At 53.6% G+C, this 25588-nt stretch carries 17 protein-coding genes and 1 rRNA gene; 13 read left to right on the top strand and 5 right to left on the bottom strand.

Annotation, left to right across the window (positions count from 1 at the left end; genetic code table 11):
• From AC5TBW_RS15940 to AC5TBW_RS15930, 3 genes are all read left to right on the top strand, one after another.
• A complete protein-coding gene (locus tag AC5TBW_RS15940) occupies nucleotides 1-750 on the top strand; it encodes a hypothetical protein (protein ID WP_495509494.1) in 750 nt (249 codons plus the stop codon).
• A 465-nt stretch (nucleotides 751-1215) separates the two neighbouring features.
• The gene (locus AC5TBW_RS15935) at nucleotides 1216-2427 is read left to right on the top strand and encodes a YeeE/YedE family protein (RefSeq protein ID WP_495509493.1); all 1212 of its coding nucleotides are present in this window, start codon (nucleotides 1216-1218) and stop codon (nucleotides 2425-2427) included.
• 178 nt (nucleotides 2428-2605) lie between these two features.
• Nucleotides 2606-4285 carry an NAD-dependent malic enzyme gene (locus tag AC5TBW_RS15930; RefSeq protein ID WP_495509492.1) on the top strand — a complete coding sequence of 560 codons (1680 nt, stop codon included), beginning with the start codon at nucleotides 2606-2608 and terminating at the stop codon, nucleotides 4283-4285.
• A gap of 63 nt (nucleotides 4286-4348) precedes the next feature.
• On the opposite strand, the gene acnA is transcribed toward AC5TBW_RS15930, so the two are convergent.
• Nucleotides 4349-7081 (bottom strand): aconitate hydratase AcnA, encoded by a 2733-nt coding sequence (gene acnA / locus AC5TBW_RS15925; RefSeq protein ID WP_495509491.1) that lies wholly within the window; start codon nucleotides 7079-7081, stop codon nucleotides 4349-4351.
• 260 nt (nucleotides 7082-7341) lie between these two features.
• Here acnA and trxB point away from each other — a divergent pair, with 260 nt between their 5' ends.
• The gene (gene trxB / locus AC5TBW_RS15920) at nucleotides 7342-8295 is read left to right on the top strand and encodes a thioredoxin-disulfide reductase (protein WP_495509490.1); all 954 of its coding nucleotides are present in this window, start codon (nucleotides 7342-7344) and stop codon (nucleotides 8293-8295) included.
• 39 nt (nucleotides 8296-8334) lie between these two features.
• Here trxB and AC5TBW_RS15915 read toward each other — a convergent pair whose 3' ends face one another.
• A complete protein-coding gene (locus AC5TBW_RS15915) occupies nucleotides 8335-8871 on the bottom strand; it encodes a GspH/FimT family pseudopilin (RefSeq protein WP_495509489.1) in 537 nt (178 codons plus the stop codon).
• Between the two features lie 133 nt (nucleotides 8872-9004).
• Between AC5TBW_RS15915 and thiO the strand changes: the two genes are divergently transcribed.
• Nucleotides 9005-10111 carry a glycine oxidase ThiO gene (thiO, locus tag AC5TBW_RS15910; RefSeq protein ID WP_495509488.1) on the top strand — a complete coding sequence of 369 codons (1107 nt, stop codon included), beginning with the start codon at nucleotides 9005-9007 and terminating at the stop codon, nucleotides 10109-10111.
• On the opposite strand, the gene AC5TBW_RS15905 is transcribed toward thiO, so the two are convergent.
• Entirely contained in the window at nucleotides 10108-10380 is a 273-nt protein-coding gene (locus tag AC5TBW_RS15905; protein WP_495509487.1) for a PP0621 family protein, read from the bottom strand. The genes thiO and AC5TBW_RS15905 overlap by 4 nt on opposite strands.
• A 137-nt stretch (nucleotides 10381-10517) precedes the next feature.
• Here AC5TBW_RS15905 and AC5TBW_RS15900 point away from each other — a divergent pair, with 137 nt between their 5' ends.
• A complete protein-coding gene (locus tag AC5TBW_RS15900; protein ID WP_495509486.1) occupies nucleotides 10518-12152 on the top strand; it encodes an NAD+ synthase in 1635 nt (544 codons plus the stop codon).
• Between the two features lie 38 nt (nucleotides 12153-12190).
• Here the strand turns inward: AC5TBW_RS15900 and AC5TBW_RS15895 are convergent, their stop codons facing one another.
• Both AC5TBW_RS15895 and AC5TBW_RS15890 read right to left on the bottom strand, forming a co-directional pair.
• Nucleotides 12191-13888: a methyl-accepting chemotaxis protein gene (locus tag AC5TBW_RS15895; protein ID WP_495509485.1), complete on the bottom strand. Its 1698-nt coding sequence runs from the start codon at nucleotides 13886-13888 to the stop codon at nucleotides 12191-12193.
• Between the two features lie 230 nt (nucleotides 13889-14118).
• Entirely contained in the window at nucleotides 14119-14934 is an 816-nt protein-coding gene (locus AC5TBW_RS15890; RefSeq protein ID WP_495509484.1) for an outer membrane protein assembly factor BamD, read from the bottom strand.
• Nucleotides 14935-15132: 198 nt separating this feature from the next.
• On the opposite strand from AC5TBW_RS15890, the gene rluD reads away from it, so the two are divergent.
• The 7 genes from rluD to AC5TBW_RS15855 all read left to right on the top strand — a co-directional run bounded on the left by rluD (nucleotide 15133) and on the right by AC5TBW_RS15855 (nucleotide 25395).
• Nucleotides 15133-16092: a 23S rRNA pseudouridine(1911/1915/1917) synthase RluD gene (gene rluD / locus AC5TBW_RS15885; protein ID WP_495509483.1), complete on the top strand. Its 960-nt coding sequence runs from the start codon at nucleotides 15133-15135 to the stop codon at nucleotides 16090-16092.
• The gene (gene pgeF, locus AC5TBW_RS15880) at nucleotides 16089-16844 is read left to right on the top strand and encodes a peptidoglycan editing factor PgeF (protein WP_495509482.1); all 756 of its coding nucleotides are present in this window, start codon (nucleotides 16089-16091) and stop codon (nucleotides 16842-16844) included. The genes rluD and pgeF overlap by 4 nt, the downstream gene beginning before the upstream one ends.
• A gap of 167 nt (nucleotides 16845-17011) precedes the next feature.
• The gene (gene clpB / locus AC5TBW_RS15875; protein ID WP_495509481.1) at nucleotides 17012-19606 is read left to right on the top strand and encodes an ATP-dependent chaperone ClpB; all 2595 of its coding nucleotides are present in this window, start codon (nucleotides 17012-17014) and stop codon (nucleotides 19604-19606) included.
• A gap of 476 nt (nucleotides 19607-20082) precedes the next feature.
• Complete coding sequence (locus tag AC5TBW_RS15870) at nucleotides 20083-21807, top strand: acetolactate synthase 3 large subunit (RefSeq protein ID WP_495509480.1); 1725 nt, start codon at nucleotides 20083-20085, stop codon at nucleotides 21805-21807.
• The gene (gene ilvN, locus AC5TBW_RS15865) at nucleotides 21807-22298 is read left to right on the top strand and encodes an acetolactate synthase small subunit (RefSeq protein WP_007113940.1); all 492 of its coding nucleotides are present in this window, start codon (nucleotides 21807-21809) and stop codon (nucleotides 22296-22298) included. Before AC5TBW_RS15870 ends, ilvN begins: the two co-directional genes overlap by 1 nt.
• Nucleotides 22299-22505: 207 nt before the next feature.
• The gene (gene pssA / locus AC5TBW_RS15860; RefSeq protein WP_495509479.1) at nucleotides 22506-23417 is read left to right on the top strand and encodes a CDP-diacylglycerol--serine O-phosphatidyltransferase; all 912 of its coding nucleotides are present in this window, start codon (nucleotides 22506-22508) and stop codon (nucleotides 23415-23417) included.
• Between the two features lie 445 nt (nucleotides 23418-23862).
• Nucleotides 23863-25395, top strand: a 16S ribosomal RNA gene (locus AC5TBW_RS15855).
• Nucleotides 25396-25588: the final 193 nt, after the last annotated feature.

Genomic DNA, 25588 nt, shown 5'->3' with positions numbered 1-25588 from the left:
ATGTGGCTTATTCAACCCAAGCGAGACTATGTAGCAGAAATGCCCTGGAAGCATGCCGATGAACCCGCAGTCATGACATGGCAGATTCGTGCACGTGATTACAATACGTTTATTGCTAATATTTTATTTTTTATAAACTTTATGATTTCATTTGCAGTAGGGTTTGCAGTTTTCTCTTTTAATGATCCTAGCATTTCCTCATTTATATTAGGATTGGGTGGAGGGGGATTTGTCTTACTAGTTAGCATGAGCATGACTCACCAAACGACGATTATCGTGTATCGTTTAACCGAAAAGCGCATCGAGGTATTTTCCTGGAAACCACAGATTGACTCGGTCAAGCCGGTGATGAAATGGACGGCCATTATTTCCGGTGTGGGGGTGTTGTGTTTGGTATTGGTAGACCCTGACTTTATTATTGCCGCGATTGGCCCTGTTGGCATTGGGGTGATGGCGGCGTTGATGGGGAACTCTAAAGGCTATCAATCAATGGTTCGCAATGAAGAATACCATGAGATAGATTGGCCAAATGCAGAAGATATTGCTGTTTGGGGAAAGCGCTGTCTGATTGGCTTGCGCTTCACTTGGTATAATGAAGATAGTTCACACTACTCCGTTTACAGTAAAGTTTATTGTCATAAAAAAGATTTTGAGAAGTGCATAGGTATATTTAAGGATAGGCTTCCGAATACGCCCTATCATGAAGGAAAGCTTGTTGTGCATTCGCATTTTGCGACGCTGCCGGAATAAGCACTGCTGGCGTGGTTAGTTCACCTATGAACAGATGTAAAATAGGACTTGCTATGCCGCTCATGCTTTCACCTTTCCTTTCTATAAAGCCCAGCCAAGGACATATCGAGATCGATAAACGCTACCGTCACACAGAGAACTCAGCAAGCTTACCTCTGACGTTGCCTTCTGCCTGATTGATAAAAGAGAGTATTCACCATGTGGTTAATTCAGCAGAACTATACCGTTCAAGTGCCAGGAAGCAGACTGACGAAGTCACCATTTGCTATTCAACAGGCTTATCCCGCATTTTCGTTTACCGCGAATGGCACTAAATTATAGCTTTTATTCCATAAAGCTATAAGAACCTTTAAATAAAGAATTTCCCGCGCTTTACCGCTATCGTTAGGCTTATAACTATTGTCCATGTCTACCAAAAGCGCCTGTTTCTTAACAGGCGCTTTTGGTGCTGCTAAAGGTGAATGTATGTCGACTACGGCTGTTGCTGTGCCTCAGAGCTATCGCGTGCCGCTGATAGCCACTGCGGCAATTGTGATTGGTGCGTTACTGGTGGGGATGGTGTTTGAGGCGAATACGGGCCTGCTGATGATTGTCGGCGGGCTGTTTGGCATGGTGCTATATCACGCCGCGTTTGGTTTTACCTCTGCGTGGCGGGTGTTTATTACGGAAAGGCGGGGGCGTGGCCTGCGGGCGCAAATGGTGATGCTAGCGATTGCTGTGGTGCTGTTTTTCCCGGCGCTGGGCGCAGGTAGCCTGTTCGGTACCGAGGTGCGCGGCTTCGTTGCTCCCATTGGTATCTCTGTGTTGGTGGGGGCGTTTCTCTTCGGGGTGGGCATGCAACTAGGCGGCGGCTGTGCTTCCGGAACGCTGTTTACCGCTGGCGGTGGTAACGCCCGTATGTTAATTACACTGGTATTCTTTATCGTGGGCTCAGTGATCGGCACCGCGCATTTTGCCTGGTGGCAGAGCCTGCCCGCTTTTCAGCCGGTATCGCTGGTGAATGTGGCAGGCGTTGGCGGCGGTGTTGGGATCAGCTTAGTGCTGTTTGCCGCGATTGCTGCTTTCACCTGGGTGATGGAGAAGCGCCGCCATGGTCAGTTAGAGCAAGCACCTATCGTCAATAAGCATGGGTATGAGCGTTGGCTGACGGGGCCTTGGCCTTTGATTGCTGGTGCTGTCGCGCTAGCACTGCTGAACTTTGCCACCTTGGCACTGGCAGGGCGCCCGTGGGGAATTACCTCAGCGTTTGCGCTGTGGGGCGCTAAAGGCTTTGAACTGGTGGGCGGCGATGTCAGCCAGTGGGGCTATTGGCAAGCACCGGGCAATGCGGCAGCTTTGGAAGCCAGCGCATGGAGTGATATCACCACCGTAATGAACGTGGGTATTATGCTCGGCGCCCTGGCGGCTTCGAGCTTGGCGGGTCGTTTTGCGCCAAACTTCAAAATTCCATTGAAGTCCATCTTGGCAGCGGTTATTGGTGGCATCTTGTTGGGGTATGGGGCGCGCTTGGCGTATGGCTGCAATATTGGAGCTTACTTCAGCGGTATTGCCTCTGGCAGCCTGCACGGTTGGGTATGGCTGGTGGCGGCGTTTGCCGGCAATATGGTCGGCGTTAAGCTACGGCCGTTCTTTTTCGCTGGCGTTGAGGGGCGTAAACCCACTGCTAAAACGTGCTAAAGCATCCTTAATGTCATCATGACGCCTCGGTTTGGTCCTCCTAAATCGAGGCGTTTTTATATCAACAAGGTCGCTCTCTTCTACCTTTGTAGCAGGAGCATGTTACATTAAGTCCAAACGCCGCAAACGCCCGATATTGCTGCATTGCAGCAGTGATTGACATAAAAAGAGAGTGCTTATGACTACCCAGAGTAAACGCCCCTTATACCTTCCTTACGCCGGTCCTTCTCTGCTCGAAATGCCGCTATTGAATAAAGGCAGCGCGTTTACTCAACAGGAACGCCTGGCATTTAACCTGATTGGTTTGCTGCCGCAAAAGGTGGAAACCATTGAGGATCAGCTGGAGCGCGTCTATCGCCAGTATCAGCAGTGCCATAGCGACCTTGAAAAGCATATCCATTTGCGTGCGATTCAAGACGACAACGAAACGCTCTACTTCCGGTTGGTTTCCCAGCACCTTGAAGAGATGCTGCCGATAATCTATACCCCGACGGTCGGGCAAGCGTGCCAGGAATTCTCCAATATTTACCGTAACCACCGTGGCCTGTTTATTAGCTACCCGGACCGCGAGCATATGGATGACATCCTGCGCAGCGCCACTAAAGATAACGTTAAAGTGATCGTAGTGACGGATGGCGAGCGCATTTTAGGCCTGGGCGACCAAGGGATCGGGGGGATGGGTATCCCGATTGGTAAACTGGCGCTGTATACCGCCTGTGGTGGTATTAGCCCTGCCTACACGCTGCCGATCATGATTGACGTGGGCACTAATAACAAAGCGCTGCTGGATGATCCTATGTACATGGGTTGGCGCCACGAGCGGGTGGGGCAGGAAGAGTACGATGCTTTCATGGCAGAATTTATCGCTGCTGTTAAACGTCGCTGGCCGAACGTTCTGCTGCAGTTCGAGGACTTTGCCCAAGCCAATGCGGTGCCGCTGCTTGAGCGTTATCGTAATGAACTGTGCTGCTTCAACGACGACGTGCAGGGTACTGCTTCTGTGGTAGTGGGTACGCTAATGGCGGCTTGTCAGGCCCGGGAAGAGACCATTGCCCAGCAGCGTGTGGTGTTTGTCGGTGGTGGTTCGGCGGGCTGTGGAATCGCCGAGCAGGTGGTCGTTGCCATGGAAGCCGAAGGCTTGACCGAAAGCGAAGCACGGTCGCGTATTTACATTGTCGATCGCGACGGTTTGATGACCAGCAATCAAGAGTGGCAGCGCGACTTCCAGCGCCGGTTAGCCCATGACCCCTCTCTAGTGGCGGAGTGGAGTGGCCAAGGTCTGGAAGAGACGATCGCACAGATCAAGCCAACGGTGTTGATCGGTGTCTGCGGCCAACGCGGTATCTTCACCGAGCAGGTTGTTCGCACCATGCACGCGGGCTGTGAGCACCCGGTGATCATGCCGCTCTCTAACCCGACCTCCCAAGCAGAGGCCGTGCCGGAAGATGTTATCCGCTGGACCGATGGTCAAGCGCTGGTAGCCACCGGCAGCCCCTTTGCCCCTGTGGTTTACAACGGCCGCACTTATCCAATCGCCCAGTGTAACAACGCTTATATCTTCCCAGGCATTGGTTTAGGCGTGATTGCCGCCAGTGCTAGCCGCGTTACCGATGAGATGCTGATGAGCGCCTCCCGGGCGCTGGCCCGTGAAGCACCGCTGGTAAAAGAGGGCAAAGGCGCGCTTCTGCCGCCGCTGTCGCGTATTCGCGATATCAGCAAGTCGATTGCCTTTGAAGTGGCTGCCCAAGCGCAGCAGAACGGAGTGGCGCTGAAAACCAGCGGCACGACTCTGCGTGAGTTGATTGAAAAGGCATCCTGGTCGCCTGATTACCGCACGTATCGTCGCCGCGCTTTTTAAGCGTTTGGCTAAAAAAAAGCCCCCACCGAGGTGGGGGCATGCAAGCATTGGTAGGTTTTACCTTTAGGCTGCGCCGATCATCTTGCGCAGCACGTAGTGAAGGATACCACCATGGCGGTAGTAAGCCAGCTCGTTTACCGTATCAATTCGGCACTTGGCATCAACGCTACGTTCCCCTTCGCCATTTTTAATCACCACTTTGACCGTGCCACCCGGCGTTAGGTCGCTCAAACCGGCAATCGAAATTTCTTCATCCCCGGTCAGACCCAAGGTTGTACGGCTTTCGCCTTCGGCAAACTGCAGCGGTACAACACCCATGCCGATCAGGTTAGAGCGGTGAATGCGCTCAAAGGATTCGGCAATCACCGCGCGAACGCCCAGCAACCGGGTGCCTTTGGCCGCCCAATCCCGTGAAGAGCCGGTGCCGTACTCTTTACCGGCAATCACGACAAGCGGTTTGCCTTCCTCTTTGTACTTCATGGCCGCATCGTAAATAGCCATCTGCTCACCACTGGGCACGTGGCGCGTCTCGCCGCCAACCACGCCGTCGAGCATCTCATTTTTGATCCGCACGTTGGCAAAGGTGCCGCGCATCATGACTTCATGGTTACCCCGGCGCGAGCCGTAGGAGTTGAAGTCGACCGGCTTAACGCCGTGTTCTTGCAGGTAGCGCCCGGCGGGGCTGTCGGGCTTGATGGCGCCGGCAGGAGAGATATGGTCGGTGGTGACAGAGTCGCCTAGCATCGCCAGCACCCGGGCACTGTGTACATCTTCGATGGCATCCGGCTCACGGCCCATACCTTCAAAGAAGGGCGGGTGCTGAATGTAGGTAGATTCCGGCCACTGATAGACCTTGCTTTCTGACACATCGATGGCTTTCCAGACGTCGTCACCCTCAAACACCGCGCCGTACTCTTTACGGAACATGGCGGTGTTGACTTGCTCAACCGCGTTGGCAATCTCGGCCTGGCTGGGCCAGATGTCTTTGAGATAGACAGGCTCACCGTTGCTGCCTTGACCCAGCGGCTCTTTGGTAAGGTCGCGTTGAACGTTACCTGCAAGGGCGTAGGCAACCACGAGCGGCGGAGAGGCAAGCCAGTTGGTTTTCACCAGCGGGTGGACGCGCCCTTCAAAGTTGCGGTTACCGGAAAGCACCGAGGCCACTGCAAGGTCGCCCTCGTTAATTGCCTGCTCGATCTCATCAGGTAGCGGGCCAGAGTTGCCGATACAAGTGGTACAGCCGTAGCCGACCAAGTTGAAGCCTAACGCATCCAGGTCATCATTGAGACCCGCGGCAGCAAGGTAGTCGGTGACCACTTTAGAGCCGGGCGCCAGTGACGTTTTCACCCACGGTTGGGTAGTTAAGCCCTTTTCACGCGCTTTACGTGCCAGCAAACCGGCCGCCATCATTACGCTGGGGTTGGACGTGTTAGTGCACGAGGTAATGGCCGCGATAACCACCGCACCGGGGTCAAGGCTAAAGTCATGGTCATCAAGCTTAACGGCTTGACTGGTGTCATGTTCGAAGCTGCGCTCTACCCCTACGGCAGTTTGGCCACCTTCAGAGGAGAACTTACCCTTTTCGGTTGGCTTGGCCTTGCTATCTTCCTGCATGAACTTTTCAAAGGCTGCCGCCATATCCTGTAAGGCGACCCGATCTTGCGGACGTTTGGGGCCGGCAAGGCTGGCTTCCACCTCGGTCATGTCCAGTTCCAGAGCGTCGGTGAAGATCGGCTCATCGCTGGGTTCACGCCACAGCCCCTGGGCTTTGCTATAGGCTTCTACCAGCGCGACTTGCTCATCTTCACGACCGGTAAGACGCATATAGTTCAGGGTTTCTTCATCCACAGGGAAGAAGCCACAAGTAGCGCCATACTCTGGGGCCATGTTGGCAATCGTAGCGCGATCCGCCAGCGGCAGGTCTTTCAAACCGTCGCCGTAGAACTCAACAAACTTACCCACGACGCCTTTCTTACGCAGCATCTCGGTAACGGTAAGTACCAAGTCCGTCGCGGTAATGCCTTCGCGTAGCTTGCCAGTGAGCTTAAAGCCAATCACCTCGGGGATTAGCATCGAGACCGGCTGACCGAGCATGGCGGCTTCGGCTTCAATACCGCCAACGCCCCAGCCTAATACCCCCAGTCCGTTGATCATCGTGGTGTGGGAGTCAGTGCCGACGAGGGTGTCGGGGTAGGCAAAGGTCTTGCCGTCTTCGTCTTTAGTCCATACCGTTCTGCCAAGGTACTCCAGGTTTACTTGGTGGCAGATACCGGTACCGGGGGGCACGACGCTGAAGTTGTCAAATGCCTGTTGGCCCCAGCGTAGAAACTCGTAACGCTCGCGGTTACGCTGCATTTCGATATCAACGTTCTCCTGGAACGCCGCTGGGTTACCAAACTTATCGACCATGACTGAGTGATCAATAACCAGATCAACCGGGGTGAGTGGGTTGATCTTCGCGGGGTCTTCACCGAGACTTTCGACAGCGGCGCGCATAGAGGCAAGATCCACTACGCCGGGTACGCCGGTAAAATCCTGCATCAATACGCGTGCCGGGCGATAGCCAATTTCACGGCTGGATTTACCTTCGCTCTGCCAATCGACCAGAGCCTGCATGTCCTCGTCCGCTACGCTCTCGTCGTCTGCAAAGCGCAACTGGTTTTCGAGTAGAATCTTGAGCGTTTTGGGAAGCCGGTCAATACTACCCAGCGTCTCTGCCGCTTGGGGGAGGCTGTAGTAGTGATACGTTTTACTGCCAACTTCTAAAGTACTTAGCGTATCGGGTGTCTTGCTCATGTGTCTCTCCTCTGATTGCTGAGTGTTGCCCTCAGCGTGACGGTCACGATCTTCCTTTAGTATGGCTTACCCCAGTATGGCGTTGATTTAGTAATAACACATGGGTGTTTATATCGTCGCTTTCAAGGTTTCTTCGCCTAATAGCGTAGATGAAACCTTGCAATAGCTTGTACTTGACGCCATTTCAGGCAGACTCTTTGCCAAATTCATTTACACAGCTTTCAACAAAGCTATCAGACAGGTCTTTACAAGGTGGTGTCATGGAAACTCGTCATGAGCGTTTGATTATTCTTGGGTCCGGCCCGGCAGGCTATACGGCTGCTGTGTATGCCGCGCGGGCCAACCTGAAGCCACTGCTGATCACCGGTATTCAGGCGGGTGGGCAATTGACCACCACAACCGACGTGGATAACTGGCCGGGTGACGCCCAAGGTGTTCAAGGCCCTGAATTAATGGAGCGCATGAAGCAACACGCTGAACGCTTCAATACCGAAGTGCTGTTTGATCATATCAATGAGGTCAGCCTAGGTGAAAAACCCTTCACCTTAAAGGGTGATAGCGGTTTTTATACCTGCGATGCACTCATCGTAGCGACGGGTGCTAGCGCGCGTTACCTGGGTCTGCCAACTGAACAGCAGTTTATGGGCCAAGGGGTGTCGGCCTGTGCGACCTGCGATGGCTTTTTCTACCGCAACCAGGAAGTCATTGTGGTCGGTGGCGGCAATACTGCCGTAGAAGAAGCGCTTTATCTCTCTAACATTGCTTCTAAAGTGACCCTGGTACACCGCCGTGACACGCTGCGGGCTGAAAAAATCCTCCAAGATAAGCTGTTCGAGAAAGCTGAGGCGGGCAAAATCGCTCTTGAGTGGTTTCAGGAAGTCGAAGAGGTGCTCGGCGATAACTCGGGCGTCACAGGAGTACGGGTCAAATCCACGAAAGATGGTTCAAGCAAAGAGATTCATGCGCCTGGTTTGTTTATCGCCATTGGCCATAGCCCCAATACTGGCATTTTTGAAGGTCAGTTAGCCATGAACGGCGGTTACATCAAGGTGCAATCTGGGCTTGAAGGTAACGCCACCGCGACCAGCGTGCCGGGCGTATTTGCCTGCGGTGATGTAATGGATCACATTTATCGCCAAGCAATTACCTCCGCAGGCAGTGGCTGCATGGCGGCACTGGATGCCGAGCGCTATTTGGACGGTATTGCTGGATAGGTACAGAAAAGTCTATCAATACTGGATAGATTGAAGCGCCTAACAACCGATAGGCGCTTCATCAACTCGCAAACGCCCTAACTGGCTGAGTACCAGCTTTTTACCTTGAGCGTGCTCTGCGCCGCTGCTGGGGCAAATAACAAAGCTGCCGTTGTAACCGCTGGTATAACCTAGCGGACTGTAGCGAATGCGCGACCACCCTCTGCTGTAACTGACTTGAGTACCCTGTTGTGCGGGGACTATGCGCAAAATATCCTCTGCAGCAATGCTGTCGGTTTTATCACCCCGTACAATCATCAACTCACCACTCCAGTCATTCATGCACGCTTTGTGATCCTCATCGGCTGGGCATAGCGTCAACTGGTTGCGTTGGCTAATGGCTGTATTTCGCGCTAACGAAAATGCGCTCTGAAACCGATTCACTTCGCTGGTCTGTGCGGTGCGCTCCCCCAGCGCTTGAAAATTAGGCAGCCCCCAGGTGGCGATAATCCCCACTAACAGCAGCGTAATCAATAGCTCAAGCAGCGTAAATCCACTTTCAGGCGTCATGTGTGTCTCGATACGGCTATCGCTCATCGCCTTCCTCTCTTGACCTTGTTATTGCCCGCGCTATGCTCACTGACCGTCGTCAGCCGCGAACACTCTGTGGTTAATAGGTCACCCTAAGCGGCGCAACGCATTTTTTATGTAAGCCAAAACGGACAATTTTGTGAGCGATTTCTTAATTATTGGTGGCGGTGTGATCGGCATGATGACGGCGCTGCAGCTGGCCGATGCGGGTCAGCTGGTCACGCTGGTGGATCGTGGCGAGTGCGGTAAAGAGGCCTCTTGGGCCGGTGGCGGTATCGTCTCGCCGCTTTACCCCTGGCGATACGACGCTGCGATATCGCAATTATCCCGCTGGTCGGAAGGCGTTTACCCCTCTTTGTCACTGCGATTGTTGGAAGAGACCGGTATTGATCCCGAATACCGTCAAAGAGGGCTGCTGTATTTAAATGTTGATGACGCCGACAGAGCACTGCGCTGGGCGCGTCAATTGGGGAAACCGCTGGAGCGGGTGGACGCAGATTTTGTTCGCACTAAAGAGCCGAGCGTGGCGATGTCTGGTGACAGCGCGCTTTGGATGCCGACGTTGGGCAGCGTGCGCAATCCGCGGTTAGCCAAAGCGTTGAAGGCGCGGCTAGCGGCAATGCCGCAAGTAACGCTGAAAGAGCAGTGCGAGGTTAGTGGCTTTATTCATCAGCAAGATGGTCAAGTGGAGGGGGTGGTGACGTCTCTGGGGCCATTAAAGGCCCAGCGATTAGTGGTTTGCGGTGGCGCCTGGGCTGCTCAGTTATTAGCACAGCTGAAGGTGCCGTTGCCGGTTAGGCCAGTAAAGGGGCAGATGATCGCTTACCAAGCACCCAAGGGATTGGTGCAGCGCGTGGTATTAAAAGATGGGCGCTATATCATTCCGCGTGCGGATGGCCTGCTGTTGGTCGGATCTACGCTGGAAGAAGTGGGCTTTGATAAGACGACCGATAAGGCAGCTCTGGCGTCGCTAAAACAGAGCGCTGAAGCCATGTTGCCTGCGTTAGCAGCGTGCCCGGTAGCGCACCAGTGGGCCGGATTACGTCCCGGCTCCCCAGTGGGCATACCGTTTATTGGCGCCCTTCAAGAATGGCCTAATGTCTTCGTCAATGCGGGACACTACCGTAACGGCTTGGTATTGGCCCCTGCATCGACCCATCTATTGGTGGACCAGTTGCTTGGGCGTGAGCCGCTCATTGACCCAGCGCCTTACCAACTTACGCCAGAGCGACTTAAACCGGCTTAAGGTGTGCCATCTTTGTCTTGCTGCTCTTGTAGAAAACGGTCGCGATGCGCGCCAGAGCAGAACCACTGCTCTTGATCGCGAAGCGCTTCATTTTCAGGTACGTGGACATCGCACCAGCGGCAGCGCACCATTTTGCCGCCTTCATGATGGTTGACTTTTTTATGCTGCGCTTCATGCTCAAGCTTACGTTGGCGGTAGATGCCGTAGAGCTTTAAACCGGCATAGAATAGAACGGCAAAGATAATCAGCCGAATGATCAAGAGGTTCATCCTTATTTTGTCTCCCGTGGTGGGGATCTAGGCGTTGGAATAGACGCATGGCCTTTGCCAGTTGGCGGCCCTTGCGGGACAATGCGTGTATGACGGTGTAACCCTAATTTAAAGATTCTCAAGAGATTTTGACGCCCATGCAAGACTTAACGCTGGTAATGGCCCAACTCGATCCTTTGGTCGGGGATATTCCCGGCAACGCCGCGCATGCCATTGAGGCCGTGCGCGAAGCACGGATTGAGCATGGGGCGGATATTGTTGTCTTTCCTGAACTTTTTTTATCGGGCTATCCGCCTGAAGATTTACTGCTTCGTCCCTCCATGGAAACCCGCCTGCGTGAAGCGCGTGCCCTGATGGCATCAAAAGTTGCCCGCGATGTACTGGTAATTATTGGATATCCCGGCGTGCGGGAAGGGCGCTGCTACAATCTGGCGGGCATTCTTTACAACGGCCAGTGGGAAGCGGAATACGCCAAGCAGGCGTTACCTAACTACCAAGTGTTTGATGAGCAGCGCTACTTTACCGCCGGGACTGAGACTCTCGTCTATGAGCACAAAGGCGCCAAGTTAGGCATCGTGATTTGCGAAGACCTGTGGGATGGCGCGCCGGTTAGAGCCGCCACAAAAGCAGGTGCTGAAGTGCTGATTACCTTGAACGCCTCGCCCTATCATCAGGATAAACCCACGGAGCGGCTCCGCTTGTTGAAGGAGCATGCCCAAGACGTTAAGCGGCCAATTGTGTACGTGAACACCATTGGTGGCCAAGACGAGCTAGTGTTTGATGGCGGTTCCTGCTGCGTTAATGCGAGCGGTGAGCTGCAGGTGCTGGCGCCATATTGGCAGGCGGGCCTGATGCCAATTCAGTTTTTGCAAACCAGCGCGACAGTGTGGGAGCCCCAGCCCGGCGAAATCGATCCCGAGGTGGCGCCGGAAGAGAGTCTGTATTGCGCGCTCGTCACTGGGCTGCGCGACTACGTCAATAAGAGTGGGTTTGACGGTGTGGTGCTGGGGCTTTCTGGCGGCATTGATTCCGCACTTTCACTGGCGATTGCCGTTGATGCGTTAGGCCCTCAGCGGGTGCAAGCGGTGATGATGCCCTATCACTATACCGCGGATATCTCCAAGCAGGACGCCGCGGAGCAGGCCAAGATGCTGGGTGTACACTATGAGATCATGCCCATTGAACCCATGGTAGAAGCGTTTATGGACACGCTAGCGGAGAGCTTTGCGGGTACCGAGCGGGATACTACCGAAGAGAATTTGCAATCGCGCTGTCGCGGTGTGTTGCTAATGGCGATCTCCAATAAGAAAGGCTTAATGGTCCTGACCACCGGAAACAAGAGCGAAATGGCGGTAGGCTACGCCACGCTTTATGGCGATATGGTGGGCGGCTATAACGCGATTAAAGACGTTTATAAAACCTGGGTGTATCGTCTTGCTCGCTGGCGCAACACGCAATCACCCGCCATCCCTGAGCGTGTCATTGATCGGCCGCCGAGTGCAGAACTGGCGCCCGATCAGCAGGATAGCGACTCTTTGCCTGATTACGATGTACTCGACGCCATTTTAGTCCGCTATATCGAAGGGGATATGAGCGCAGAAGCGATTATCGCAGCGGGTTTTGACGATGACGACGTATATAAAGTCGTTAAGCTTGTGGATCGCTGTGAGTACAAGCGCCGCCAGGCGCCCATCGGCGTGCGCGTTACCCCTCGTGGTTTCGGCCGGGACCGGCGCTATCCGATTGTTAATGGCTGGCAGCCCGGCGAGTAATCAAGCTTAGCGATCAATAAATACGCTGTTAAGACGTATTAAAAACTTTCCCACTCAGGTTCTGTCTGCTGAGATTTTGCAGCAGGCAGTGCTCTCATTGTATTCGTTGATTGAGTGCGCACAGGTGCCAAAGCGTTACGCGGCGACTGTTCACTTTGATGGGTGTCAGGCAGCTTGAAGACTTCCATGGTATGGAGCAAAGAGTGGGCGTTTTGGCGCAAGCTATTAGCCGCAGAGGCACTCTGTTGCACCAGCGCGGCGTTCTGTTGGGTGGCCTGATCCATTTCAGCTACTGCTCTTCCCACTTCTTGAACACCGGTACTTTGTTCTGCACTGGCGTAACTGATTTCCTTCATAATGCTGGTTACGCGCTCAATGGCCGCCACAATTTCAACGGTTGACTTGCTGGCTTCTTCGGCGCGTTTATTACCATGGTTAACCCGTTCTAAATTCTTGGAAATTAGATTGTTAATTTCCCGCGCAGCGTCGGCGCTACGCTGCGCAAGTCTACGAACCTCTTCGGCGACGACCGCGAAGCCACGCCCATGCTCACCCGCGCGGGCGGCTTCGACAGAGGCGTTAAGCGCCAGGATATTAGTTTGAAAGGCGATTGCATCGATCGTTGAGATGATGCCCGAAATTTCCTGTGAGCTTTTATTCAGGTCGTTCATGGTGTTTACCACCTGATGAACAGCTTCCCCGCCGCGGGTGGCGGTGCGCGAAGCATTGGTTGCCTCTTGGCTCGCTTGCTCTGAGTTCTCTGCATTAAGCTTGACGGTGCTGTTGAGCTGTTCCATGGCAGAGGCCGTTTCGGCCAGAGCGCTAGCTTGCTGCTCAGTACGTGAGGAGAGGTCGTTATTACCTTCAGCAATTTGTTCGCTGTTGTTAGCAACCGCCTCAGCAGAGGCGCGAACCTGGGACACAATAGTCTGTAGCTGATGTGCCATCGCTACCTGGGATGCCATGATGCTGCGTGTATCGCCCTTCTTAAGATGCCCTTGGCTAGTCAGCTCACCCCGACCAATAGCTTCTGCGAACGCTTTGACTACGTGCGGCTCTGCACCCAGTTCGCGTAGCAGTTGGCGGGATAAAAATAGTGCGATCAAGCCGCCTACTAGCAGTGCAAAGAGGGTTAACCCCAACATTTGCATTTGAAAGCCAGAAGCCGTATCGCGGGCTTCCGAGGTGGTGACGTTATTTAGTTCCTGTTGTAAATCAATAAACTGGTTAATACGATTAAGCCACTCGGTATAGGCGGGGCCTGCTTGTTCAAGAAGCAGCGTTCGTGCACTTTCATACTCGTCTGTTTGGCGTGCTGCGATCACTTGACCGGTAAGTTCACGTGTCATCGCGGCTTGTTCGTTGATGCTGCTAACAATGCTCTGTTCTTGCGCACTCCCAGCGTGTTCGCTAATGACCTGTTGCATCCCTGTTTCTGCGACACCGTAAGCATCGATCAGGCGCTGCATTTCGCTTTCAAGCGTGCCGAGGTTGCCGTTACCCGCTGTAATAACAATATCACGTAGCACAATCGCACGATCATGTACGCTGCCCCGCCAATCCACTGCAAAACGCTGCTTGGTGCCGTTGACGTCATTAATTGTGGTTAAATCTCGATCAATTTTATTGACTTGGTAAATACCCACGGCAGTTAACAAAATGAGTAACCCTAGCAGTGCCGAAAATCCTGCTAATAAACGAGTACTGATCTTAGTGCCGGACCTGGATAGCCGCATTGAATTTCACCCTAGGCGCCGTTCAGGCGCTTTATTATTTATTAAAGGCTAATCATATCTTGATGTACAATGGTTGTATAGAAAATATTATTTTCTTGTATAGATTTTATCTAAAAAATCAGGCAAAGCTATCAACGGTTTATGGCCTTTGTTCATAAAAAACCACGCCGAGGCGTGGTTTGATAGGTGGGTGCAGTACAGTTTTTTAATGGATAAAAATTTCCAGAGGCTTAATCATTTTGTCCTAAATGTTTAGGAACAAAGCGGCTCCCCTCTAGCTGCTCGTGATCAGGTGCGTTCTCACGAAGTACGGCTAGCACCTCATTGGCTCGGTCATCCATCTCTAGACCTTGATAGCCTTCCACCATGGTGGCCAGTGCATCCCGGGTGGCGCTGGATTCTGGATAGTTTTCGATTACCCAGCGGCCACGCTCCACAGCCGCCAAGTAGGCCCCACGGCGCAGATAGTAATCCGCGACATGTAGCTCATGACGGGCCATCAATTCACGCAGGTAAACGATGCGCTGTTGAGCATCGGCAGCATATTCACTTTGCGGATAACGCTGAATCAACTCGCGGAAGTCGTTGTAGGCATCCCGTGAGGCGCCTAAATCGCGCTTGGAGATGTCGATCAGGCGTAAACGCTCTAAGCTAAAACGGCCCGCTTGCCAAGCGGACAAGCCGCGTAGGTAGTAGGCGTAATCAACTTGCGGGTGGTCGGGGTGAAGGCGGATAAAACGGCTGGCCGCTGCCCGGGCTTCTTCCCAATTGCTGTTTTCATAGTAGGCATAAATCAGCTCAAGCTGTGCCTGCTCGGCATGAGCGCCAAACGGATAGCGCGTATCGAGTGCTTCTAAACGCTCGATCGCAATCGGATAGCGGTTGCTGTCTAAGGCCGTGCGGGCCAATTCATAGAGCTCACGCTCCTGTACCCCAGCAAATTCATCATCATCTTCTTCACTGGTGTCGTTGCTCGCACAGCCCGCTAAAAGGGCAAGGCTTAGGGCTAAAGCACCAAAGCGGTTGGCAGCTGAAAAAACGCGCATCATTATCCTCGTTGCTAACAAGCCATAATCACCAAAAAGCGGCGATGGCCATAAGTAGAAATGGTAGAATAGGTTGCAATCAGCCCACTATAAATCACCTCGGCTCAAAACGCAGGCTTAGCGACGTTTCGTCGGGTGTCGTTATAGAAAATGATTCCATGCCTTGGCTAGGTTTTTTGTGTTTTAAAGAGGTTTTTCATGTCCCGAATTGTTGAAGACACGCAGCGTGTACCCGCTACCTTAGCCGGTGCGCGGTTAGACCAAGCGGCGGCGGAGTTGTTCAGCGATTACTCCCGCGAGCGCTTAAAAGCGTGGATTAATGCCGGTGAATTAACTGTTGATGGCGCTCACACCAAGCCAAAAGCCAAGCTGCATGGTCATGAAGTGTTAGTGCTGCAGGCAACTATCGAAGACGATACGCGTTTCGAAGCGCAGGACATTGCGCTGGATATCGTTTATGAAGACGATGCGGTGATAGTGATCAATAAAGCAGCGGGTATGGTGGTGCATCCCGCCGCCGGTAACCCAGACGGCACACTATTGAATGCATTGCTTCACCATCATCCGGCATTGGCGGAAGTGCCGCGAGCTGGGATCGTCCACCGCCTAGATAAAGACACCACGGGCTTGATGATGGTGGCGAAAACGCTGCCCGCGCAAACAGCGCTGGTGGATCAGCTTCAGGCGCGTAGCGTGTCGCGCCAGTACGATGCGGTGGTCATCGGTAAGCCTGTATCGGGCAGTACCATTGATGCGCCCATTGGCCGCCACCCTAAAGACCGCAAGCGCCAGGCGGTGACAACAGCAGGTAAACCTGCCATTACCCATTTCCGTGTGGTCGAAAGGTTCCGTGCCCATACCCATGTGCGGTGCAAATTAGAAACCGGACGTACCCACCAAATTCGTGTGCATATGGCCCATGCTCGCTATCCGTTGATTGGTGACCCTATGTATGGCGGTCGCGCTAAATTACCCCCGGGTGCGGCTGAGCCGCTGAAAGAGATTCTGCGTGAGTTTCCTCGTCAGGCGCTGCATGCGCGTAAATTGATTTTCAAACACCCGGTGAGTGGCGAAAATGTCACTTTTCAGGTGGACCTGCCTGATGATTTGTTAATGTTGTTGGATTACCTGCGCGAAGATAACGAGACGATGCGATGAGCGATGCCATTAATTTGCGGCCGACGCTTTTGATTCCAGACTGGCCGGCGCCGGCAAACGTGCGTGCCTTTGTGACTACCCGCGAATCAGGGCCTAGTCAGGGTGATTTTGCCGCTTTTAACACGGCCGCGCATGTGGGTGATAACCCCGACCATGTGGCATTGTGCCGCCGTTTAGTGCAGAAAGAGATTGGTGATGAGCGGCCACTTCTGTGGCTCAACCAAACCCATGGCGCCCGCGTGCAGCAGGTTTATCAAACCGAGGCTGCGGATGCGGATGCAGCAATTGCAACTTCCAGCGAGTACGCCTGTGTGGTGTTAACAGCGGACTGCTTACCGGTGATGTTTTGTAACCGTGCAGGTACTCAGGTGGCGGTAGCTCATGCCGGTTGGCGTGGCTTGGCGGGCGGCGTGCTGGAGGCAACCATTGCCGCGCTGAACACGGATCCAGACGATATTCTGGTGTGGTTAGGTCCTGCTATCTCCAACGCTCAATTTGAGGTTGGCCCAGAAGTTTATGGCGCCTTTGTTGCCGTTCACCCGGATACCGCTGACGCTTTTGATCATAGCCCTTACCGCCTGGGTCATTACATGGCTGATCTCTATCGACTTGCACGATTTCGTTTAGAGGCGCTTGGCGTGAATCAGATCAGTGGCGGCCACTTTTGTACTGCCTGCGAGTCGCGGTTTTACTCTTATCGCCGTGATGGCGGCACCACTGGTCGTATGGCCAGCGTGATCTGGATCAATTAACGTCAATAAAAGCCTCCTAAGCCTCGTGGTTTATTTAACCTGCTCTTGAAATGCCCGGAACTGACGCCATTTAACTTGTCAAGCTAATCGTGATTAGTACGCCTAATGACACGTTATATTGGGTTGCGCGGTGCGTCCAAACGCACGGCTACCTCAGGAGGAATTCTATGCGTTTTGATAAATTTACCGCCAAGCTCCAAAGCGCGATTGCCGAGGCGCAGTCGCTGGCCGTTGGCCGTGGCCATAATCAGCTAGACCCAGCGCATTTGCTGCTGGCCCTGCTCGACACCAAAGATACCGGTATTAAGGCCCTGATTGAAAAAGCCGAGGGTAGTCCTTCGCGCCTGCGCGACGGACTGATGCAGCAGCTGGATAATTTGCCCAAGGTGGGGCAGTTCGACGGCGAAGTGCAGCCATCTCGGGATTTCATCAAGCTTTTCAACTTAACCGATCGTGAAGCGCAGAAGCGCGGTGATCAGTTTATCGCCAGTGAGCTAGTACTGTTGGCCGCGCTTGAGATGAACTCGGCCATCACCAAGCTGCTGAAAGACGCGGGCATCACTCGTAAATCACTCGAAGCGGCTATCAATAGCCTACGCGGCGGTGCTACCGTCGACGATGCCAACGCCGAAGATCAGCGCGAAGCGCTCAATAAATACACTTTGGATCTTACCCAGCGCGCCCTGGACGGTAAGCTCGATCCGGTAATCGGTCGCGACGACGAAATTCGTCGTACGATTCAAGTGCTACAGCGGCGAACCAAAAACAACCCGGTATTAATCGGTGAACCCGGTGTGGGTAAAACCGCCATTGTCGAGGGGTTGGCCCAGCGCATTGTTAATGGTGAAGTGCCGGAAGGCCTCAAAGATAAGCGCGTGCTCTCGCTGGATATGGGCTCGCTGTTAGCGGGCGCCAAGTTCCGCGGCGAGTTTGAAGAGCGTTTGAAGGCCGTGCTCAAGGAACTCTCCCAGGAAGAGGGACGGGTAATCCTGTTTATTGATGAGCTGCATACTATGGTCGGGGCGGGTAAAGCCGAAGGCGCCATGGACGCAGGCAATATGCTCAAACCGGCCCTTGCACGCGGCGAGCTGCACTGCGTGGGCGCGACCACCCTGGATGAGTACCGCAAGTACATTGAGAAAGACGCCGCATTAGAGCGCCGCTTCCAGAAAGTGTTGGTGGATGAACCTTCTGAAGAGGACACCGTGGCGATTCTGCGTGGCCTGAAAGAGCGCTATGAAGTACACCACGGTGTGGATATTACCGACTCGGCCATTATTGCCGCAGCCAAGCTCTCAACACGCTATATCACTGATCGCCAGTTGCCCGACAAAGCAATCGACCTGATCGACGAGGCTGCTTCACGTATCCGTATGGAGCTTGACTCCAAACCAGAGGAAATGGATCGCCTTGATCGCCGCCTGATTCAGCTCAAGATGGAGCGCGAAGCGCTTAAGAAGGAGACCGATGAGGCGAGCAAAAAACGCTTGGAAGCACTGAGCACTCAGATTCACGAGCTAGAGCGCGAATACGCCGACCTTGATGAAATTTGGAAAGCTGAAAAAGCCAGTATTCAGGGGGCAGCGCAGTTTAAGGCCGACTTGGAACAAGCGCGGCTCGATCTGGAGCAGGCCCGACGTCAGGGCGACCTGGGCCGCATGTCAGAAATCCAGTATGGCAAGATTCCAGAGCTCGAGAAGAAAATTGCTGAAAGCGGCGAGGGAGAAGCGGATACCTCTAGCCACCAGCTGCTGCGTTCCAATGTGACGGAAGAGGAGATCGCTGAAGTGGTTTCCCGTTGGACAGGTATTCCGGTCTCCAAAATGCTCGAAGGCGAACGCGATAAGCTGCTGCGTATGGAAGAGGCGCTGCACGAGCGCGTGATTGGTCAGGACGAGGCCGTTGAGGCGGTGGCGAACGCGGTACGTCGCTCACGGGCAGGGCTATCTGATCCTAATCGTCCTAATGGCTCGTTTCTGTTCCTCGGCCCCACCGGGGTGGGTAAAACAGAGCTGTGTAAATCGCTGGCGAACTTTCTGTTCGATACTGAAGAGGCGATGGTGCGAATCGATATGTCGGAGTTTATGGAGAAGCACTCCGTGGCTCGCTTGATCGGTGCGCCCCCTGGCTACGTAGGTTATGAAGAGGGCGGCTACTTAACCGAGGCTGTACGCCGCAAGCCATACTCGGTGCTGCTGTTGGATGAAGTAGAGAAAGCACACCCTGATGTCTTCAATATCCTGCTGCAGGTGTTGGAAGATGGCCGTTTAACGGATGGTCAGGGGCGCACCGTGGACTTCCGCAATACCGTCATCGTGATGACCTCCAACATGGGCTCGGACATTATTCAGCGCATGGGCGGTAATCCGAGTGGTGACGAAGGTCAGGACTATGAAATCATGAAAAACATGGTCATGGAGGTGGTGGGCAACCACTTCCGGCCTGAACTCATTAACCGCATCGATGAAGTGGTGGTGTTCCACGCGCTTGGCCAAGAGCAGATTCAAGCCATTGCCGGTATCCAATTGGAGCGCTTGAAAGTGCGCCTCGCCGAACACGATCTGAAACTTGAGGTTAGCCCTGAAGCGATGGCGCAGCTTGCGGTAGTGGGCTTCGACCCGGTGTATGGGGCGCGACCACTTAAGCGGGCGATTCAGAGCCGTATTGAGAATCCGCTGGCCCAAGACCTATTGGGGGGCAAATTTACGCCTGGTGATACCATTCATATAACGGCGGAAGAGGGTAAGTTGGTGTTTGCCTAAACATTGATGAAGCTAATTTCGCGCAATTGAATAGGGCGAAAGCCCCGCTAGCGTTGCTAGCGGGGCTTTTTTAATGGCTTCCTGCGACCTTTGTTGCGTTTGGCTTGATCGGAGGTTGACAGGCTGAGGGCGCTAATGGAATCTTGTCGGTTCCTGATTTGCGGGCGCGGACTCAACGGGCAACCCCTAATCCCCGCGTGAAGGGTAGGCGAAGGCCTCTACCCGCCGAAGGACTTCCGGGCTTGGGCTAACCGCCCAACCTGGCCAACGCCCCGACACGGCGAACTGCCGTGTAAGGGAATGGCTGACTTACCTTGGTGTACGTCAGTGTTCCCGACAAGAGTGCAGGCCCTAACCGGGCCATCTGCCAGGGTTTGGCATCAGGTGCCGGCTTGGGCCGGCAGCGGCATACCGCCGCACTCGACACCGCAGGATGTCCTGCGGATCGCACTCGAGACCTCCAGGGGAGAAATACAGTGGAACTGCTTTCCGGCGCAGATATGATTGCCCGCTTCTTGCAAGATGAGGGCATCGAATACATTTATGGTTACCCCGGCGGTGCAGCGCTGCATATTTACGATGCACTCTTCCGCCAGGACAAGGTGAAGCACATTTTGGTGCGGCACGAACAAGCGGCGACTCACGCGGCCGATGGCTATGCTCGCGCCTCGGGCAAAGCGGGCTGCGTGCTCGTCACTTCAGGCCCCGGTGCGACGAATGCCGTCACCGGTATCGCTACCGCCTACATGGACTCAATTCCCATGGTAGTGCTGTGTGGCCAAGTGGCGAGTCATCTGATCGGTGAAGACGCCTTCCAGGAAACCGATATCGTCGGTGTGACACGCCCGATCGTGAAGCATAGCTTCTCAATCCGTCATCCTTCTGAAATCCCGGAAGTGCTTAAAAAGGCGTTTTACTTGGCGTCGACAGGGCGACCTGGTCCGGTGGTAGTTGATATCCCTAAAGATATGACTGCCCCTACCGAACGCTACGAATACGTCTATCCGAAAAAGGTTAAGCTGCGTTCGTACAATCCGGTAACGCGTGGCCATACCGGTCAGATCAAGAAAGCCGTCGAAATGATGCTTAAGGCCAAGCGTCCGGTGTTTTATACCGGCGGCGGTGTAGTCACGGGTAAAGCCAGCGAAGGCCTGACTGATCTGGTCAAGCAGTTGGGTTATCCGATCACCACCACGCTGATGGGCATCGGCGCGTATCCGCAAAGTGATCGGCAGTGTTTGGGCTGGCTGGGTATGCATGGTTCCTATGAATCCAATATGGCCATGCACCACGCCGACCTGATCATTGCCATTGGCGCGCGTTTCGATGACCGCGTAACCAATAGTACGTCGAAGTTCTGCCCCACAGCTAAAATCATACATGTCGATGTTGATCCGAGCTCGATCTCTAAAACGGTACGTGCCGATGTGCCGATCGTGGGTCCGGCCTCCAGCGTTATCAATGAGATGATCAGTTTGGTGCAGGGGCAAAAAATTGCCCATCCAGAAGCGCTGGCTGAGTGGTGGGAAAAGATTGATGGCTGGCGTGCAGACCGTGAAGGCAAGCTTTACGAGCCGTCCAAGCCCGGTGAGGCGCTTAAACCACAGGAAGTGATTGAAGCGCTCTGCCGTGTTACGCGAGGTGAGGCTTATGTCACGACTGATGTCGGCCAGCACCAGATGTTCGCGGCACAGTACTACAAGTTTGATAAACCCAACCGGCTGATTACCTCAGGTGGCTTGGGCACTATGGGCTTTGGTTTTCCAGCGGCCATGGGTATCAAGCAGAACTACCCAGAGGATGATGTGGTATGCGTCACCGGTGAAGGCAGCTTCCAGATGATGATGCAGGAGCTCTCCACCTGTAAGCAGTACGGGGTGGGCGTTAAGATCGTCAATCTTAATAATGCGTCATTGGGAATGGTGCGTCAGTGGCAGGACTTGAACTACAAGTCGCGCCATGCACACTCTTATATGGAGTCGCTGCCAGACTTTCATATGCTGATTGAGGCGTATGGGTTTACCGCTATTACCGTTACGACGATAGATGAGCTTGAACCAGCGCTAGAGCGTGCCTTTGCTGATAAGCACGAGCTGGTGTTCCTTGACGTGAAGGTCGACCCATTTGAGCACGTCTATCCGATGCAGGTGCCGTTAGGTGCCATGCGCGACATGCTGCTGTCTAAAACGGAGCGTACCTGATGCGTCATATCATCTCGATTCTGTTAGAAAATGAACCGGGTGCGCTGTCACGTGTGGTCGGGTTGTTCTCCCAGCGTAACTTCAACATCGAAACGCTTAACGTGGCGCCCACTGAAGACCCATCGCTTTCACGCTTAACGGTTACTACCGTGGGCGATGACCGGGTGATTGAGCAGATTACCAAACACCTCAATAAGTTGATTGATGTGGTGAAACTGGTGGATCTCACTGAAGGTAATCACATCGAACGCGAGCTGATGTTGGTGAAAGTGAAAGCGCTAGGCGCGGCGCGTGATGAAGTGAAGCGCACGGTTGATATCTTCCGCGCGCAGATCGTCGACGTAACGCCAAGCCTGTATACCGTGCAGATCACCGGCGATGCGGGCAAGCTGGATGCTTTCCTGCAAGCCATGGCGCCGGTAGGTATTTTGGAAGTCGCGCGTACAGGGGTTTCCGGTATTGCCCGGGGCGATAAGGTTTTGTCGCTCTAGGCATAAAAGAACGTAGCCTTTACAGCTGGCACTTCAACGTAAGCATAAGCGTCGCTTCTTTCCCGAAGCGGCGCTTTTTAGTTATTAGCCTGTAGCACCCGCCGACGCCAGCCTCTAGAAGGTAACAATGCAGCAATTGGCTGGCTGAGTGTCCCTCACCGTGTAGAATGAATGCGATCACTGTTCCCGTGACTTCACTTTTAATGGATGAAACCTATGACACAGGACGCTCGCGATCAAGAGCCCTCAGGCTCAGATCAGTCAAACGCTGGCCAGGTAAGCCCAGGTCGTACAGGCTCTGAGCAGCCCAATGGCTCTGATCAGTCAGAAGTAGGCGGCAATGAGGATCTGGCGACTGCCTTCTTGCGTGAAACGGAAGTGGTGGAAGAGGCAGTAGAAGACGGCAAAAAAATTCGCCGTAAAGGTATCTACTTATTGCCCAACCTATTTACCACTTCGGCACTATTTGCCGGCTTCTTTGCGGTGGTGGCTGGCATAAATGGTGAGTTTACCTCGGCAGCCGTTGCGATCTTTATTGCCATGGTGCTGGATGGCTTGGATGGCCGTGTCGCACGCATGACCAATACACAAAGTGAATTCGGCGCTGAGTACGATAGTCTAGCTGACATGATCTCCTTTGGTATGGCACCTGCTTTGGTTGCCTTCACCTGGATTCTTCAGGATATCGGTAAAACAGGATGGGTAGTGGCCTTTCTCTACGTTGCCTGCGCGGCGCTTCGCCTTGCACGCTTTAATGTCCAGATTGGCAGTGTCGATAAAAAATGGTTTATTGGCTTACCCAGCCCTTCTGCTGCGGCGCTAGTCGCAGCCAGCGTGTGGACTTTCCATAGCTTTGATGCCGACGCTTTCGGTTTCAAACTGTTGATGTTGGTAGTCGTGGCAGCAGCAGGTGTGTTGATGGTGAGTAATATCCGTTACTACAGCTTTAAGGACCTCGACTTTAAAAAGCCGGTACCGTTTGTTGTGCTGTTAGCCATCGTGCTCGCTTTCGTGTTGATCTCGGTCGAGCCTTCAGTAATGCTGCTATTACTGTTTGGTACCTACGTGGCTTCAGGCCCTGTATTAGCCGTTATGCGTAAAGCAAAACCCAAGAGCTAAACTTTTCAGCCTGTTTTTATAGTTATTTTCGCATTAGCCCTTGCCAACCCGTCAGCGAAACCGTAGAGTACGCATCCGCTGCCGGGGACGCCTAGCGTTACCAGCGGTGAATGAGGTGTAAAAGCCTTGGTTAGTCAACGAGTTAGCGGTTTTGAAAATCGCATATTGACAACCGCCAGGAAATGCGTAGAATACGCCTTCCTCGCTGAGGCAAGCCAAGTCAACGGCAAGCCGGTTGCTTTCACAGTAACCCCAGCAGCGAAACGCTCTTTAACAATTTGATCAGGTAATTCATGTGGGCGCTTGCTGACGTTGGTGACAAATCACCAAATATCAAGGCAAGCGGTCATGACAATGTAAATTGAAATGAATTCGTTTGAACCTTGAGCCAAGTTTGATTCGCTTTTGTTGCCTTCGGGTGACGAGTAAGGATCACAATGATTGTAAACTGAAGAGTTTGATCATGGCTCAGATTGAACGCTGGCGGCAGGCCTAACACATGCAAGTCGAGCGGTAACAGATCTAGCTTGCTAGATGCTGACGAGCGGCGGACGGGTGAGTAATGCATAGGAATCTGCCCGGTAGTGGGGGATAACCTGGGGAAACCCAGGCTAATACCGCATACGTCCTACGGGAGAAAGGGGGCTTCGGCTCCCGCTATTGGATGAGCCTATGTCGGATTAGCTAGTTGGTGAGGTAATGGCTCACCAAGGCGACGATCCGTAGCTGGTCTGAGAGGATGATCAGCCACATCGGGACTGAGACACGGCCCGAACTCCTACGGGAGGCAGCAGTGGGGAATATTGGACAATGGGGGCAACCCTGATCCAGCCATGCCGCGTGTGTGAAGAAGGCCTTCGGGTTGTAAAGCACTTTCAGCGAGGAAGAACGCCTAGTGGTTAATACCCATTAGGAAAGACATCACTCGCAGAAGAAGCACCGGCTAACTCCGTGCCAGCAGCCGCGGTAATACGGAGGGTGCAAGCGTTAATCGGAATTACTGGGCGTAAAGCGCGCGTAGGTGGCTTGATAAGCCGGTTGTGAAAGCCCCGGGCTCAACCTGGGAACGGCATCCGGAACTGTCAGGCTAGAGTGCAGGAGAGGAAGGTAGAATTCCCGGTGTAGCGGTGAAATGCGTAGAGATCGGGAGGAATACCAGTGGCGAAGGCGGCCTTCTGGACTGACACTGACACTGAGGTGCGAAAGCGTGGGTAGCAAACAGGATTAGATACCCTGGTAGTCCACGCCGTAAACGATGTCGACCAGCCGTTGGGTGCCTAGAGCACTTTGTGGCGAAGTTAACGCGATAAGTCGACCGCCTGGGGAGTACGGCCGCAAGGTTAAAACTCAAATGAATTGACGGGGGCCCGCACAAGCGGTGGAGCATGTGGTTTAATTCGATGCAACGCGAAGAACCTTACCTACCCTTGACATCTACAGAAGCCGGAAGAGATTCTGGTGTGCCTTCGGGAACTGTAAGACAGGTGCTGCATGGCTGTCGTCAGCTCGTGTTGTGAAATGTTGGGTTAAGTCCCGTAACGAGCGCAACCCTTGTCCTTATTTGCCAGCACGTAATGGTGGGAACTCTAAGGAGACTGCCGGTGACAAACCGGAGGAAGGTGGGGACGACGTCAAGTCATCATGGCCCTTACGGGTAGGGCTACACACGTGCTACAATGGCCGGTACAAAGGGCTGCGAGCTCGCGAGAGTCAGCGAATCCCTTAAAGCCGGTCTCAGTCCGGATCGGAGTCTGCAACTCGACTCCGTGAAGTCGGAATCGCTAGTAATCGTGAATCAGAATGTCACGGTGAATACGTTCCCGGGCCTTGTACACACCGCCCGTCACACCATGGGAGTGGACTGCACCAGAAGTGGTTAGCCTAACGCAAGAGGGCGATCACCACGGTGTGGTTCATGACTGGGGTGAAGTCGTAACAAGGTAGCCGTAGGGGAACCTGCGGCTGGATCACCTCCTTAAACGATGCGTCACGCTCAGTAAGCGTCCACAATGAATTACCTGATCAGATAGCTGTGATATGAGCAGTGATAAGCGAACGCTTTTCTAGCTTAGAAAAAGAAAAAGGTCTTCTTTTTTTAATGTGAAAAAAACGCTTATCACTGCTTATAGCAGTCGCTCTTTAACAATGTATATCATGCTGACAAGAACACT

It is taken from the genome of Vreelandella sp. ssv (genome assembly GCF_059448525.1).
Note: the sequence above shows the minus strand (reverse complement) of the source record. Positions and strands in the feature narration are given on the sequence as shown.